Genomic DNA, 13,493 nt, shown 5'->3' with positions numbered 1-13,493 from the left:
CGGTGGTGCGGACGTTGTCAGGCCACGCCCGGCACCGCCGGCAGCTCCAGCGTGAACCGCGACCCCTGCCCGCTCTCGCTGTCGACCAGGATGCGTCCGCCCATCCGGTCCATCAGCTGCTTGCAGATGACCAGCCCGATGCCATGGCCGGGCTGCTCCTCGCGCCCGAGCCGGTTGAACGGCTGGAAGAGCTGCGCCCGCTGCTCGACGCTCAGGCCGATGCCGTTGTCCACCACCTCGATGCGGAAGCCGCGCGGCTCCGCGCTGGCGCGCACCTGGACCCAGCCGCCGCGCCGGTTGTACTTGATCGCGTTGGAGATCAGGTTGTGCAGCACCTGCTCGAGCCGGATGGGATCGGCCTGGACCATCGGCAGCGTGCTGTCCTCCTCCGGCGTCAGGCCGATCCGCAGGTCCACGCCCGCGGCCTGCGCCGCCGGCTGCGCCAGCTCCACCACCCGCCGCAGCAGCGGCCCGGCCTGCAGCGGCAGCGACTGCACGGTCAGCGTGTTCGCCTCGACCCGCGACAGCGTCATCATGTCCTCGATCAACACCAGCAGGTGCTTGGCCGCCTCGTCGATGTGCCGCAGCCGCGCGCGCTGCGTCTCGTCGAGCGGCCGCTGCGGATCGTGCGCCAGCAGCTGGCTGAAGCCCAGCACCGCGTTGAGCGGCGTGCGCAGCTCATGGCTGGCCTGGGAGAGGAATTCGCTCTTGGTGCGGCTGGTCACCTCGGCCAGCTCGCGGGCCCGGTCGGCGTCCTGCAGCCGCATGCGCTCGCCGAGCTCGCGCTGCAGCAGCTCGCCGCGCAGCCTCACCTGGCGCTGCAACGCCCGGTTCCAGAGCAGCGTGACGCCGAGCCCCAGCAGCACCAGCGCCAGCGCGACCCCACCGCCCCACAGCGCCCGGCGCTGCCAGCGCATCGCCGCCGTGTCCTGCGTGATCCAGCGGTCCGCGATCGCCTGCCGCTCGTCGTCGCCGATGCGCGTCAACGCCTTGTCCAGGATGCGGCCCAGCATCGGCCAGTCGCGCCGGTAGCCGATGCCCAGCCCGTAGGCGAAGCCGATGTCCTCCACCACCCGCAGGTTGCCGATGCCGTCGCGCCGCATCAGGTAGGTCGCGCCGGCCAGGTCCATCACCGCGGCGCCGACCTCGCCGCCGGCCAGCCGGCGCAGCACGGTGCGGTCGTCGATTTCCACCTGCAGGGGATTGGTCGCGTAGCGGTCCCGCAGGAACTCCGCCACCGCGTAGCCGCGCGCCACCGCCACCGGCTCGCCGGGCCGCAGCGGGTCGCCGCTCGCGCCGGCGCGCCGCAGCAGCACCGCCGGCACCGTGATGTAGGGCCGCGTGAAGCCGAAGCGCTGCGCCCGCTCGGGCGTCTCGCGCATCGACATCTGCACGTCGAGCTCGCCGCTGGCCAGGTCGTCCAGGTTCTCGGCGAAGGTCTGCGGCGGCTGGAACTCGAAACGCAGCCCGGTCAGCTCCGACAAACGCCGCGCGTAGTCCAGCGACAGGCCGGTGATGCGCCCGTCCTCATCGACGTAGGTGAAGGGGCCGTAGCTCGCCGAGCCGCCCACGCGCAGCACCGGATGCTGCGCCACCCAGGCGCGTTCCTCGGCGGTGAGCCAGTCGCGCGGGTCGGCATGGCCCTGCCCCGCCAGCGCCAGCCACGCCGCGACCACCACCGCCAGCATCGGCAGCAGGCGCGGCAGCGCGCGCAGGCATCGGGGAAGGAAATGCGGGACCACGGGCGGATTGTGGGCCCGGCCTCTTCGCCGCAGGGTCCCGGCGCTCCCGCATCCAGGGGTGGTCCCTGTCAGATCTGTCAGGGGCCGTTCGGGCTGCCCAGGCCCTCAGCCGCGCAGCGACTCCCGCAGCCGCGCGCCGATCTCCGGCTTGTCCTGGAACGGGTCGGTCGGATTGCGCAGCTGCATCACGTCCTCCAACCGCGTCTGCACGGCCTTGAGCGCCTGCGGGTGGCTGAAGATGTAGAAGCGCTCCTCGTCCATGGCCTCGAACACCATGCGCGCCACGTCCGCCGCCGTCAGCTTGCCGGCGCTGACCGCCTTGTCGGTCATCGCCTGCGAGATCAGCTGGCTGCGGGTGGGCTTGTCGGCGCCCAGTTCGCCCGGCCGGTTGCGGTGGCTCTGCGTGATGCCGGTCGGCACGAAGTAGGGGCACAGCACCGAGGCGCGTACCTGGTCGGTGACCAGCGCCAGGTCCTGGTACAGCGTCTCGCTGAGCGACACCACCGCGTGCTTGGACACGTTGTAGACGCCCATGTTGGGCGGATTCAGCATGCCGGCCATCGACGCCGTGTTGACGATGTGCCCCTGCCAGGCCGGGTCCTTGGCCGCGGCGGCCAGCATCATCGGCGTGAACAGGCGCACGCCGTGCACCACGCCCATCAGGTTGACGCCCAGGACCCAGTCCCAGTCCGACAGCGCGTTCTCCCAGATCAGGCCGCCGGAGCCGACGCCGGCGTTGTTGAACACGAAGTTCGGCGCGCCGAAACGCTCCTGCACCGCGGCGGCCAGCGCCTCCATCTGGTCGGCCTTGGCGACGTCCACGCGCCGCGCCAGCACCGGATGGGCCGCGAACTCGGACGCGGCCTTGTCGAGCGCGTCCTGCTGCACGTCGCACAGCACCAGGTTCATGCCCCGGGCCGCCGCCAGCCGCGCGACCTCCAGGCCGAAGCCCGAGCCCGCGCCGGTGATCACCGCCGTCTTGCCTTGGTAGTCCTTCATGCGCTTGTCTCCTTCGGGATGGTTGTGAGGTCGCCGACCGGGCCGAACGGGCTAGGCCTGCTTCAGCGTGTAGCGGATGCGCGGGAAGTGCACCTGCACGCGGCCGGCGCGCTCGTCCTCGCGCGCCACCGTCACCGTGCGGCAGCTCAAGCCGACCAGCGTGCCGGCGACCGCGTCGCGGGCGTAGTCGTAGGGCGTGACGGTCACCGCCTGGCCCGCTTCGAAGCCCAGCCCGGGCTCGACCTGCATCGGCTGCGGCCGCGAGGCCCGCGCCAGCTCGATCGCCTCCGCGCCGTCGAGCTTGCCGGCGCGCTCGCCATGGCCGATCGCGGCCACGCGGCCCATCCAGGCGCGCAGGGCCTCATGCGGCGCCAGGATGTCGGCGAGCGGCCCGGTCCTGGTGACGAACCAGAGCGGGTGGTAGACGCTCAGGTCGGCGATGCACGGCGCGTCGCCGAGCAGCCACGGCCGGCCGTCGGCCAGCATCTGCGACAGCCACCCGAGGTACTGCGTCAGCGCCGCGCCAGCGTCGGCGCCACGCACCTGGGGCATGCCCTCGCTCATCGCCTTGCGGTCGGCGACGAACAGCTTGAGCATGTCCGGCGGCGCGCCGGCGAACAGCGCCGTCGCGCCGGCCGGCTGCATCGCATAGGGCAGCGCGGTCCAGAACAGGTCGGTGTCGGCCCACTGCGCCAGCATGCGCGCCTGGCCGGCCACCGCGGCCGGGAACAGGCTGGGCGACGGCTGCCGCGCCTCCAGCACCTCGGCGATCAGCGCGGTGTCGCAGTAGATGTCGGCGCCGACCTGGAGGAAGGGCGTGCGGCGGTAACCGCCGGTCAGCGCCACCACGTCGGGCTTGGGCAGCATCATCGGCACCGTCACCGACTGCCAGGCCAGGCCCTTCAGGCCCAGCATCAAGCGCGCCTTCTCGGCGAACGGGGAGCTGCTGTAGTGATGCAGGATCAGATCGCTCATGGGAACACTCCTGGGTCCGGGGGGGCGGCCGCGTCAGGCCGCGTCAGGCGGCGGCTTCGCGGCGCATGTCGACATGGGGAATCCCGTCCTCGTCGTAGACGTCCGAGATCGCATGGAAGCCGAAGCTGCCGTAGAAGTCGCGCAGGTGGGCCTGGGCGCCGAGCTCGATCGGCCGGCCCGGCCACAGCCGCTGGCACTCGGCCACCGCCTGGCTCATCAGCGCCCGGCCCAGGCCGCCGCCGCGCGCCGCCTGCGCGGTGATCACGCGACCGATGCGCGCGCTGCCGTTGCCGATCTCCGGCGGCAGCAACCGCGCGTAGGCGACGAGCACCTCGGCGCCATGGATGCCATCGGCGCCATCAGCGCCCGGGGCCAACCCCTGCAGGTGCCAGGCGTGCTCGTCGAGCCCGTCCGGATCGAGGTAGACGCAACGCTGCTCGATGACGAACACCTCCGAGCGCAGGCGCAGCGCGCGGTACAGGCCGCGCGTGCCCAGCTCGTCGAAGGACTGGCAGATCCAGCGCGGCCCGGCCATCAGATCAGCTTCACCAGCTGCTTGCCGAAGTTGCGGCCCTTGAGCAGGCCCAGGAAGGCCTCGGGCGCGCTGTCCAGGCCCTGCGCGACGCTCTCGCGGTACTTGAGCTTGCCGGTGGCCACCAGCGTGCCGAGCTCCTTGAGCGCCTCGGGCCAGACGGCCATGTGCTCGGAGACGATGAAGCCCTCGATCTTCATCCGGTTCACCAGGATCAGCTGCGGCGCGCTCATCGGGATCGGCTCGCCGTTGTAGCCGGCGATCATGCCGCACATGGCGACGCGGCTGAACGGGTTGGCGCGGTGCATCACGGCGTCGAGGATCATGCCGCCGACGTTCTCGAAGTAGCCGTCGATGCCGTCCGGGCATTCCGCCTTCAGCGCGGCGGACAGCGACTTCACGTCGCCATGCTGCTTGTAGTCGATGCAGGCGTCGAAGCCGAGTTCCTCGACGACATAGCGGCACTTGTCCGCGCCACCGGCGATGCCGACCGCGCGCGCGCCACGCACCTTGGCCAGCTGGCCGACCGCGCCGCCCACCGCGCCGCTGGCGGCGCTGACGACGACGGTCTCGCCCGGCTTCGGATCGATGATCTTCACCAGCCCGTACCAGCCGGTCACGCCGGGCATGCCGACCGCGCCCAGGTAGGCCGACAGCGGCACGTGGGTGGTGTCCACCTTCTGCAGCACGCCGCGCTGGTTGGCGTCGACCAGCTGGTACTCCTGCCAGCCGCCCATGCCCACGACCTTGTCGCCCACCGCGAAGTGCGCGTTGCGGGACTCGACCACCTCGCCGACGGTGCCGCCGATCATCACCTCGCCCAGCGGCTGCGGCGTCGCGTAGCTCTTGCCCTCGTTCATGCGGCCGCGCATGTAGGGATCCAGGCTGAGGTAATGGTTGCGCACCAGCACCTGGCCGTCGGCCACGGTCGGCACCGGCGTGCTGACCAGCTTGAAGTTGTCGGTGCCGGGTTCACCGGTGGGGCGGGAGGCCAGCAGGATCTGGCGGTTCGTCGTGCTCATGCGTTTCTCCTCGTGAGCGGGAAATCGGAAGGGGTCGGTTGAACGGGGATCGCCGCCGGGCCGTCGGGCGCTCAGCCCTCGGTGCGCTGCAGCGCCTTGAGGCTGCGGCCCTTGCCGGGCAGCGCCTTGAGGTACTTGAAGGTGCCGGTGGAATGGGCGCAGAGCCGGCCGTCCTCGCCGTAGACCGAGCCGTCGCAGAAGGCCATCGTCGTCGAGCGGTGCAGCAGCCGGCCCACCGCGCGCAGCGCGCCCTCGCCGGGGCGCATGAAGCTGGTCTTCATCTCCACCGTCACCACGCCGGGGCCGAAGCCCGGCTGGTCGCGGTGGGCGCTGCGCGCCGCATGGGCCATGGCCACGTCCAGCAGCGTCATCAGCACGCCGCCATGCGCCACCTCCCACGAGTTCAGGTGGAGTTCGCGGATGTCGACCCGCAGCTCGGCCTCGCCCTCGTCGATGCGCACGAGCTCGAAGCCCAGCTGCTGGACGAAGGGAATGTGGACGGGAAATTTCAGCGGCGGCTCTTCAGTCACGACAACCTCGAATCACAGCGCGGGAAGCGCGTAGGGGGCGGAGCCATTCAGCTGCCGTGGACGGCGGAGACGCCACCGTCGACGGCGAGGATCTGCCCGGTGATGTGCTTTCCGGCGCGGCTCGCGAACAGCAGGGCGGCGCCCTTGAGGTCCTCATCATCGCCGATGCGCTTGAGCGGCGCGTGCTCGGCCAGCTTGTCCTCGCCGATCGCGGCCATCAGGCCCTTGGTCATCTTGCTGGGGAAGAAGCCCGGCGCCAGCGCGTTGACGGTGATGCCGTGCACGCCCCACTCGCCGGCCAGCGCGCGGGTGAAGTTCACCGCCGCGCCCTTGCTGGTGTTGTAGGCGATGGTCTTCATCATCCCGCTGTTGCCGCCCAGGCCCGCGATCGAGGCCACGTTGATGATGCGGCCCGACTTGCGCGGGATCATGCTGCGCCGCGCCACTTCCTGGCTCATCACGAACAGGCTGCGGATGTTCAGGTCCATCACCTTGTCCCAGGCCTCGACCGGATGGTCCTCGGCCGGCGCGCCCCAGGTGGCGCCGGCGTTGTTCACGAGGATGTCGATCTTGCCGAGCTTGGCCATCGTCTGCTCGACGATGCCGCGCGCCTGCGCCTCATCGGACGCGTCGGCGGCGATCCATTGCGCGTCGATGCCGCGCGCCTTCAGGTGCGCCGCGGCCTCCTCGAGGTCGGCCGCCTTGCGCGAGCTCAGCATCAGCGTCGCGCCGGCCTCGCCCAGCGCCTCGGCGATCTGCAAACCCAGCCCGCGCGAGCCACCGGTCACCAGCGCCACCTGGCCGCTCAGGTCGAAGAGGTCCTGCACCTTGCTGCTCATCGTCGTCTCCTTGATGTCTTGAGGTCGTTGATGTCGTCGTCGATGTCGATGTCGTCGTTGATCGCCCGGCCGGTCGGCGGCGGCGGCGCTCAGAACCAGGCGTCGCGCATCTCGCGCGTGAGCGCCTCGCGCCGCGCGACCACGCCCAGCCAGGCCGTGACCTTGGGCAACTCGTAGGCGAAGAAATAGCGCTGCGCGGCGCGCTTGCCCTGGGCGAAGTCGTCGTCCCGCCCTTCGAGCGCGAGCACCACGTCCAGCCAGATCCACGCCAGCACCGTGTGCCCGAAGGCCTGCAGGTAGGGCGTGGCATTGGCCAGCGCCTCCTCCGGCTCGCCGGTGGACCAGGCCTTCTTGGTCGCGCCGCCGACCGCGGCCAGCGCCGCGCCGAGTTCATTGGCGGCCTCCGCCAGCCCCGGCACCTGGCCGGCGCGCTGCGCGGTGTCGCTGATGCGCGTGGCCAGCGCCATCAGCGCCTGGCCGCCGTCCATCACCACCTTGCGGCCCAGCAGGTCCAGCGCCTGGATGCCGTGCGTGCCCTCGTGGATCATGTTCAGGCGGTTGTCGCGCCAGTACTGCTCCACCGGGAAATCGCGGGTGTAGCCGTAGCCCCCCAGCACCTGGATCGCCAGCGAGTTGGCCTCCAGGCACCACTCGCTGGGCCAGCTCTTGGCGATGGGGATGAGCACCTCCAGCAGCCGCTTCGCGGCCGCGGACTCGTCGGCGCTGCCGGTGTGCTGCTCGTCGACGAGACGCGCGCAGAACAGCTCCAGCGCCAGCCCGCCCTCGACATAGCTCTTCTGCGCCAGCAGCATGCGCTTGACGTCGGCGTGCTCGATGATCGGCCGCTGCGGCTGGGCCGCGTCCTTGCCGGCCGCCGTCATCGGCCGGCCCTGCGGGCGCTGGCGCGCGTAATCGAGGCTGGCCTCGTAGCCGGCATAGCCCAGCATCACCGCGCCGAGGCCGACGCCGATGCGCGCCTCGTTCATCATGTGGAACATGCAGCGCAGGCCCTCGCCCGGCTGGCCGACGAGGTAACCGATCGCGCCGCGCCGACCGCCCGGCGTGTGGCGGCCCTCGCCGAAGTTGAGCAGGCAGTTCGTCGTGCCGCGATAGCCGAGCTTGTGGTTCAGGCCCGCGAGCGTCACGTCGTTGCGCTCGCCGGTCAGGCGGGCGTCCGTGCCGACGAGGTGCTTGGGCACGATGAACAGCGAGATGCCCTTCGTCCCGGGCAGCGGCTTGCCATCGGGGCCGGGGATCTTCGCGAGCACCAGGTGGACGATGTTCTCGGTGAGCTCGTGCTCGCCGCCGGAGATCCACATCTTGTTGCCGGTCAGCCGGTAGCGCGGTCCCAGCGGATCGGCCTGGAAGCCGTCGCCATCGGGCTCGGCGCGCGTCGCGACGTCCGACAGCGACGAGCCGGCCTGCGGCTCCGACAGGCACATGGTGCCGAACCAGCGCCCGCTGAACTCGTTCATCGCGAAGACCTCGCGCTGCGCCGGCGTGCCGTGCGCCATCAGCAGATTGGCGTTGCCGTTGGTGAGCATCGCGTAGCCGCCCATGGCCACGCTGGCCTTGCTGAAGAAGCAGTTGGCGGCCATCTCGACGACGCAGGGCAGCTGCATGCCGCCGTGCTCGTAATCCTGCGCGGCGGCCAGCATGCCGGACCCGACATAGGCCGCGAGCGCCTCGTGCGTCGCCGCGGGCAGATGAACGCGTTCGCCGTCGAAGCGCGGCTCCTCGGTGTCGGCGAGGCGGTTGAACGGTGCGAACTTCTCGCGGGCGATCTTCTCGCAGGTGTCGAGCACCGCATCGAAGGTCTCCCGCGAGTGCTCCGAGAAGCGCTCGCGAGCCGACAGTCGGTCGACCTTCAGCCAGCAGTACAGCAGGAAGTCCAGGGTCTGGCGCATGAGCGCACCTCACGAAGGAGGCGGGGCGCACCCCGCCGACATCTCAAGCGGAGCCCGGGGATCCGGCTCTGCCGGGCCCTCGGGCTCGCCCCCTGAGGGGGCCGGCGTCAGCCGGTAGGGGGTGCTCGTCAGAGCACTTCAAAGACCCCGGCGGCGCCCATGCCGCCGCCGATGCACATCGTCACGCAGACGCGCTTGGCGCCGCGGCGCTTGCCTTCGATCAGCGCATGGCCGGTCAGGCGCTGGCCCGACACGCCGTAGGGATGGCCGATCGCGATCGCGCCGCCGTTGACGTTGAGCCGGTCCATCGGGATGCCCAGCTTGTCCGCGCAGTACAGCACCTGCACCGCGAAGGCCTCGTTGAGCTCCCACAGGTCGATGTCGGAGACCTTCAGGCCCAGGCGCGCCAGCACCTTGGGCACGGCGAAGACGGGGCCGATGCCCATCTCGTCGGGCTCGCAGCCCGCCACCGCGAAGCCCAGGAAGCGGCCCAGCGGCTTGAGGCCCTTCTTCGACGCATAGGACTCGCTGACGATCGCGCAGGCGCCGGCGCCGTCGCTGAACTGGCTGGCATTGCCCGCGGTGACCACGCCGCCGGGCAGCGCGGTGCGGATGTCCTTGATGCTCTCGTAGGTCGTGCCCACCCGCAGGCCCTCGTCGACGGAGACGGTGACCTCGCGGGTCATCATCCCGCGCACCTTGTCGGCGACGCCGGCCATCACGGTGATGGGGACGATCTCGGCGTTGAACAGGCCTTCGGCCTGCGCCGCGCAGGCGCGCTGCTGCGAGGCCGCGCCGTAGCGGTCCATGCGCTCCTTGGGGATCTTGTAGCGCTGCGCGACGTTCTCGGCCGTCTGCAGCATGGACCAGTAGATCTCGGGCTTGTGCGCCGACAGCCAGCTCTCATGGCCCATGTGGCGGTTGGCCTCGTTCTGCACGCAGGAGATGCTCTCCACGCCGCCGGCCACGAACACCTCGCCCTCGCCCGCGATGATGCGCTGCGACGCGGTCGCGATGGTCTGCAGGCCGCTGGAGCAGAACCGGTTGATGGTCTGTCCGGACACGGTCACCGGCAGGCCGGCGCGCAGCGCGATCTGGCGCGCGATGTTGCCGCCGGTGGCGCCCTCGGGCGTGGCGCAGCCCATCAGCACGTCCTCGACCTCGCCGCCCTCGATGCCGGCGCGTTCCAGCGCGGCGCGGACCACATGGCCGCCCAGGGTCGCGCCGTGGGTCATGTTGAAGGACCCCTTCCAGCTCTTGGCGAGCGGGGTGCGGGCCGTGGAAACGATCAATGCCTTGCTCATTCTGTTGCTCCTGTTCGCGTCCGCGGGATCAGTCGTTGAAGCCCTTGCCCTGGTCGGCCAGGCGCTTGAGCAGCGGAGCCGGTTCCCAGAACTTCGCGTCGTCATGCGGGTTGCGCGCGAAACGCTTCATCGCCTGCACGACGTTGTAGAGACCGACCGTGTCGGCGTAGCACATCGGACCGCCGCGCCACAGCGGGAAGCCGTAGCCGGTGAGGTAGACCATGTCGATGTCGGAGGCGCGCAGCGCGATGCCTTCCTCCAGGATGCGCGCGCCCTCGTTGACCAGCGCGTAGACCAGGCGGTGCACGATCTCCTCGTCGCTGATCTTGCGCGGCGTGATGCCCAGCGCCGAGCGGTGCATGTCGATCATCTCCAGCACGGTCCTGGACGGGATCGCGTCGCGCTTGCCCGGCAGGTAGTCGTACCAGCCGGCGCCGGTCTTCTGGCCGAAGCGGCCCATCTCGCACAGCAGGTCGGCGGTCCTGGAGTAGCGCAGGTCCGGCTTCTCCTGGTAGCGGCGCTTGCGGATGTACCAGCCCACGTCGTTGCCGGCCAGGTCGCCCATGCGGAACGGGCCCATCGCGAAGCCGAAGCGCTCCATCGCCTTGTCGACTTGCTGCGGCGTGCAGCCTTCCTCGAGCAGGAAACCGGCCTGGCGGCTGTACTGCTCGATCATGCGGTTGCCGATGAAGCCGTCGCACACGCCCGAGACGACGCAGGTCTTGCGGATCTTCTTGCCCAGCGCCATCACGGTGGCGAGCACGTCCTTGGCGGTGGCCGCGCCGCGCACCACCTCCAGCAGCTTCATCACGTTGGCCGGGCTGAAGAAGTGGGTGCCGATGACGTCCTGCGGCCGCTTGGTGAAGGCCGCGATCTTGTCGACGTCCAGCGTCGAGGTGTTGGAGGCCAGGATCGCGCCGGGCTTCATCACCTCGTCGAGCTGGCGGAAGACCTGCTCCTTGACGCCGATGTCCTCGAAGACGGCCTCGATGACCAGGTCGGCCGAGCCGATGTCGCCGTAGTTCAGCGTGGTGTCCAGCAGGGCCATGCGCTGCGCGTAGCGGTCTTCCTTGAGCTTGCCCTTCTTGACCTGCGCCTCGTAGTTCTTGCGGATGGTGGCGATGCCGCGGTCCAGCGCCTCCTGCTTCATCTCGAGGATCGTCACCGGGATGCCGGCGTTGAGGAAGTTCATCGCGATGCCGCCACCCATCGTGCCGGCGCCGATGATGGCCACCTTGTCGACGCGGCGCAGCGGCGTGTCCTCGGGCACGTCGGGGATCTTGGAGGCGGCGCGCTCGGCGAAGAAGGCATGGCGCAGCGCCTTGGACTCGGGCGTCAGCATCAGCTGCTGGAAGGCCTCGCGCTCGGCGCGCATGCCGTCCTCGAACTTCATCGAGACCGCGTTGGCGACGGTCTCCACGCACTGCAGCGGCGCCGGGAAGTTCTTGGACATCGCGCCGACGGTGTTGCGCGCGAACTGGAAGTAGGCCTGCGCCTCGGGATGCTGCGCCTTGATGTCGCGCACGCGCGGCAGCGGGCGCTTGTCGGCGATCTCCATCGCGAACTGGACGGCGCCGTCGATCAGGTCGCCGTCGATGAGCTTCTGGAACAGCACCTGGCCGGGCACCTGGGCGAGCTGCTCGCTGGCCACCGGCTCGCCGCTGACGATCATGTTGAGCGCGGGCTCGACGCCCAGCGCGCGCGGCAGGCGCTGCGTGCCGCCGGCGCCGGGCAGCAGGCCCAGCTTGACCTCGGGTAGCGCGATCTTGGCACCGGGCGCGGTGACGCGGTAGTGGCAGCCCAGCGCCAGCTCCAGGCCGCCGCCCATGGCGACGCTGTGGATCGCGGCGACGACCGGCTTGGTGCAGGACTCGACACGGGTGATCAGCGAGCCCAGGTTGGGTTCGGCCAGCGCCTTGGGCGAGCCGAACTCGCGGATGTCGGCGCCGCCGGAGAAGGCCTTGCCGGCGCCGGTGATGACGATGGCCTTGATGGCGGGATCGTTCTCGGCCTGCTCGACGCCCTCGGCGACCGCCAGCCGCGTGGCATGGCCCAGGCCGTTGACCGGCGGATTGTTGAGCGTGATCACCGCGACCTGGCCGCGGACTTCGTAGCTGGCACCCATGTGTGTTCCTTCCAGTGGGGGGAAACGCATCGCCGCCGGTCGGAGGTCTCCTCGGACACCGGGACGAAAAGAACGATCGTTCGATTCTAGGCAGCGCCGACGCGCGCCGCTTGTCTCTGCTGTGACAGGGCGCTACGGGAGAAGTGCGGAGGTGGGGTGTCGCGCAGGTGGCGCGGGGATCGAGCGGATCGCGCGTGGGGATGGCGCCGGCGCGGCCGCCCGCTCAGAACAGCTTGCTCAGAACGGCTTGTCGAGCTGCGTCGGCATGAAGCCGCGCGAATGGGGTCCGTCGTCGTCCTGGATCTCGGTGCGGGCGAAGCCACCCTCGGCGGCCCGCTCGCGGGCGCGTTCCTGGCGCTCCAGCGCCGCGTCGACGCTGGCGACCGTCGGCGCGGGCGCGCGCGGCTTCTCGATCGGACGGAAGCCCGCCAGCGGCGCGGGGCCGCTCACCGGCACGCCGGCCTCCAGCGGGAGGATCGATTCAGGGCCGTCGACCGACTCGCCGGATGCCGCGGCCTGGGCCGCCTTGCGGCGCAGGCGCTCGGCGACCATGCGCAGTTCACCCAGCTCCATCTGCTGGCGTTCGATCTGGCGGCGCGCCTGGGTGGTCTGTTCATTGAGCAGCAGCCGCGAGGACTCGATGCGATCGATCAGGCGCCGCGCGCGCTTGAGCTTGCTCCACCACCACGCGCTCGCGAGCGCGCCCCCGACGGCCATTCCGGCCAGCGTCCCGACGACGACCATCCAAGGCTGCACCGTGCTCATCGCCGGCTCCCCGTTCTTGTTTCCTGGCGGCCAATGTAGTGCGGCCCCGGGGTCGCTGTCGCGCCCGGAGCCACCCGGATCAGGGGACGCGGCAACGCCGCGCGGGACACCTACGTCGGGGGGAGGACGGTGTCGGGATCAGGGTTCGGGATGGGGCTGCGTCGGCAGGAAGCCGAACGGGATCGGCGGCAGCGTGGGGGTGGGCGTGGGTGTCACCGGCGTCGCCCGCTGCATCGGCCGCTCCATCGGCCGCTCCATCGGCTCGGTGGGACTGAAGCCCCCGGCGGCGGCGCGCTCACGGGCACGCTCGAAGCGCTCGGCATGCGTGAGCGGGGTGGCCGAGGCAGTCGCCGCCGCATCCGACGCCAGGTCCACCACCACGTTTGGGCGCGCCACGGCGCTAACGGACAGCGGGGCGTGCGCGCTGATCGGCGCCAACATCGAGTCGCCGCTGTCGATGGGCAACGGACGGCTCGCCGCGAACTGCGTCTTGCGCCGCATGTGCTCCATCGTGAGGCGAAGCTCCAGCATCTCCATCTGCAGCTTCTCGATCTGCCGGCGCGCCTGGCCGACCTGCTCCTCGATCTGCCGGCGCGAGGCCTGCAGCTGATCGATCAGCGCCCGGGCCGTCCGCAGCTTGCGTCCCCACCATGCGCTCGCGACCGCCGCACCCACTCCCGCGCCGGCCAGCGCGCCGGCCGCCAGCATCCAAGGCTGCAACAAGTTCATGGAGGGATCCCGCTCGTGTGATTC

12 protein-coding genes are annotated in these 13,493 nt (G+C 70.7%); all 12 read right to left on the bottom strand.

The features are described from left to right. Positions 1-17: 17 nt before the first annotated feature. Positions 18-1,742, bottom strand: a complete 1,725-nt coding sequence (locus FHT38_RS04555) for an ATP-binding protein (protein WP_183490282.1) — start codon at positions 1,740-1,742, stop codon at positions 18-20. 105 nt (positions 1,743-1,847) lie between these two features. After that, complete coding sequence (locus FHT38_RS04550; RefSeq protein WP_091722613.1) at positions 1,848-2,741, bottom strand: SDR family oxidoreductase; 894 nt, start codon at positions 2,739-2,741, stop codon at positions 1,848-1,850. A gap of 51 nt (positions 2,742-2,792) precedes the next feature. Further along, positions 2,793-3,716 carry a glutathione S-transferase family protein gene (locus FHT38_RS04545; RefSeq protein ID WP_183490279.1) on the bottom strand — a complete coding sequence of 308 codons (924 nt, stop codon included), beginning with the start codon at positions 3,714-3,716 and terminating at the stop codon, positions 2,793-2,795. A 43-nt stretch (positions 3,717-3,759) separates the two neighbouring features. Then, on the bottom strand, positions 3,760-4,251 hold the full coding sequence (locus FHT38_RS04540; protein ID WP_183490276.1) for a GNAT family N-acetyltransferase: 492 nt from the start codon (positions 4,249-4,251) through the stop codon (positions 3,760-3,762). Continuing rightward, positions 4,251-5,270 carry an NADP-dependent oxidoreductase gene (locus FHT38_RS04535; protein ID WP_183490273.1) on the bottom strand — a complete coding sequence of 340 codons (1,020 nt, stop codon included), beginning with the start codon at positions 5,268-5,270 and terminating at the stop codon, positions 4,251-4,253. Before FHT38_RS04535 ends, FHT38_RS04540 begins: the two co-directional genes overlap by 1 nt. A 71-nt stretch (positions 5,271-5,341) precedes the next feature. After that, positions 5,342-5,800: a PaaI family thioesterase gene (locus FHT38_RS04530; protein WP_254783204.1), complete on the bottom strand. Its 459-nt coding sequence runs from the start codon at positions 5,798-5,800 to the stop codon at positions 5,342-5,344. Between the two features lie 47 nt (positions 5,801-5,847). After that, complete coding sequence (locus FHT38_RS04525; protein WP_183490270.1) at positions 5,848-6,639, bottom strand: SDR family oxidoreductase; 792 nt, start codon at positions 6,637-6,639, stop codon at positions 5,848-5,850. A gap of 89 nt (positions 6,640-6,728) precedes the next feature. Beyond that, on the bottom strand, positions 6,729-8,546 hold the full coding sequence (locus tag FHT38_RS04520) for an acyl-CoA dehydrogenase (protein ID WP_183490267.1): 1,818 nt from the start codon (positions 8,544-8,546) through the stop codon (positions 6,729-6,731). A 128-nt stretch (positions 8,547-8,674) separates the two neighbouring features. Continuing rightward, on the bottom strand, positions 8,675-9,850 hold the full coding sequence (locus FHT38_RS04515; protein WP_091722595.1) for an acetyl-CoA C-acyltransferase: 1,176 nt from the start codon (positions 9,848-9,850) through the stop codon (positions 8,675-8,677). 28 nt (positions 9,851-9,878) lie between these two features. Then, complete coding sequence (locus tag FHT38_RS04510) at positions 9,879-11,975, bottom strand: 3-hydroxyacyl-CoA dehydrogenase NAD-binding domain-containing protein (RefSeq protein WP_183490264.1); 2,097 nt, start codon at positions 11,973-11,975, stop codon at positions 9,879-9,881. Positions 11,976-12,212: 237 nt separating this feature from the next. Further along, on the bottom strand, positions 12,213-12,740 hold the full coding sequence (locus FHT38_RS04505) for a hypothetical protein (protein WP_183490260.1): 528 nt from the start codon (positions 12,738-12,740) through the stop codon (positions 12,213-12,215). Positions 12,741-12,878: 138 nt separating this feature from the next. Then, complete coding sequence (locus tag FHT38_RS04500; RefSeq protein ID WP_183490258.1) at positions 12,879-13,469, bottom strand: hypothetical protein; 591 nt, start codon at positions 13,467-13,469, stop codon at positions 12,879-12,881. Between the last annotated feature and the right edge of the window lie 24 nt (positions 13,470-13,493).

The sequence above is a fragment of the Mitsuaria sp. BK041 genome, from assembly GCF_014193085.1.
Lineage (GTDB): Bacteria > Pseudomonadota > Gammaproteobacteria > Burkholderiales > Burkholderiaceae_C > Roseateles.
This window is presented reverse-complemented; position numbering and strand designations above follow the sequence as displayed.

Excerpts from the sequence above, each read along its gene's own strand:
- FHT38_RS04525 (WP_183490270.1), bottom strand. The coding sequence starts at position 6,639 with ATGAGCAGCAAGGTGCAGGACCTCTTCGACCTGAGCGGCCAGGTGGCG.
- FHT38_RS04550 (WP_091722613.1), bottom strand. The coding sequence starts at position 2,741 with ATGAAGGACTACCAAGGCAAGACGGCGGTGATCACCGGCGCGGGCTCG.
- FHT38_RS04500 (WP_183490258.1), bottom strand. The coding sequence starts at position 13,469 with ATGAACTTGTTGCAGCCTTGGATGCTGGCGGCCGGCGCGCTGGCCGGC.
- FHT38_RS04535 (WP_183490273.1), bottom strand. The coding sequence starts at position 5,270 with ATGAGCACGACGAACCGCCAGATCCTGCTGGCCTCCCGCCCCACCGGT.
- FHT38_RS04515 (WP_091722595.1), bottom strand. The coding sequence starts at position 9,850 with ATGAGCAAGGCATTGATCGTTTCCACGGCCCGCACCCCGCTCGCCAAG.
- FHT38_RS04520 (WP_183490267.1), bottom strand. The coding sequence starts at position 8,546 with ATGCGCCAGACCCTGGACTTCCTGCTGTACTGCTGGCTGAAGGTCGAC.
- FHT38_RS04505 (WP_183490260.1), bottom strand. The coding sequence starts at position 12,740 with ATGAGCACGGTGCAGCCTTGGATGGTCGTCGTCGGGACGCTGGCCGGA.
- FHT38_RS04540 (WP_183490276.1), bottom strand. The coding sequence starts at position 4,251 with ATGGCCGGGCCGCGCTGGATCTGCCAGTCCTTCGACGAGCTGGGCACG.
- FHT38_RS04510 (WP_183490264.1), bottom strand. The coding sequence starts at position 11,975 with ATGGGTGCCAGCTACGAAGTCCGCGGCCAGGTCGCGGTGATCACGCTC.
- FHT38_RS04545 (WP_183490279.1), bottom strand. The coding sequence starts at position 3,716 with ATGAGCGATCTGATCCTGCATCACTACAGCAGCTCCCCGTTCGCCGAG.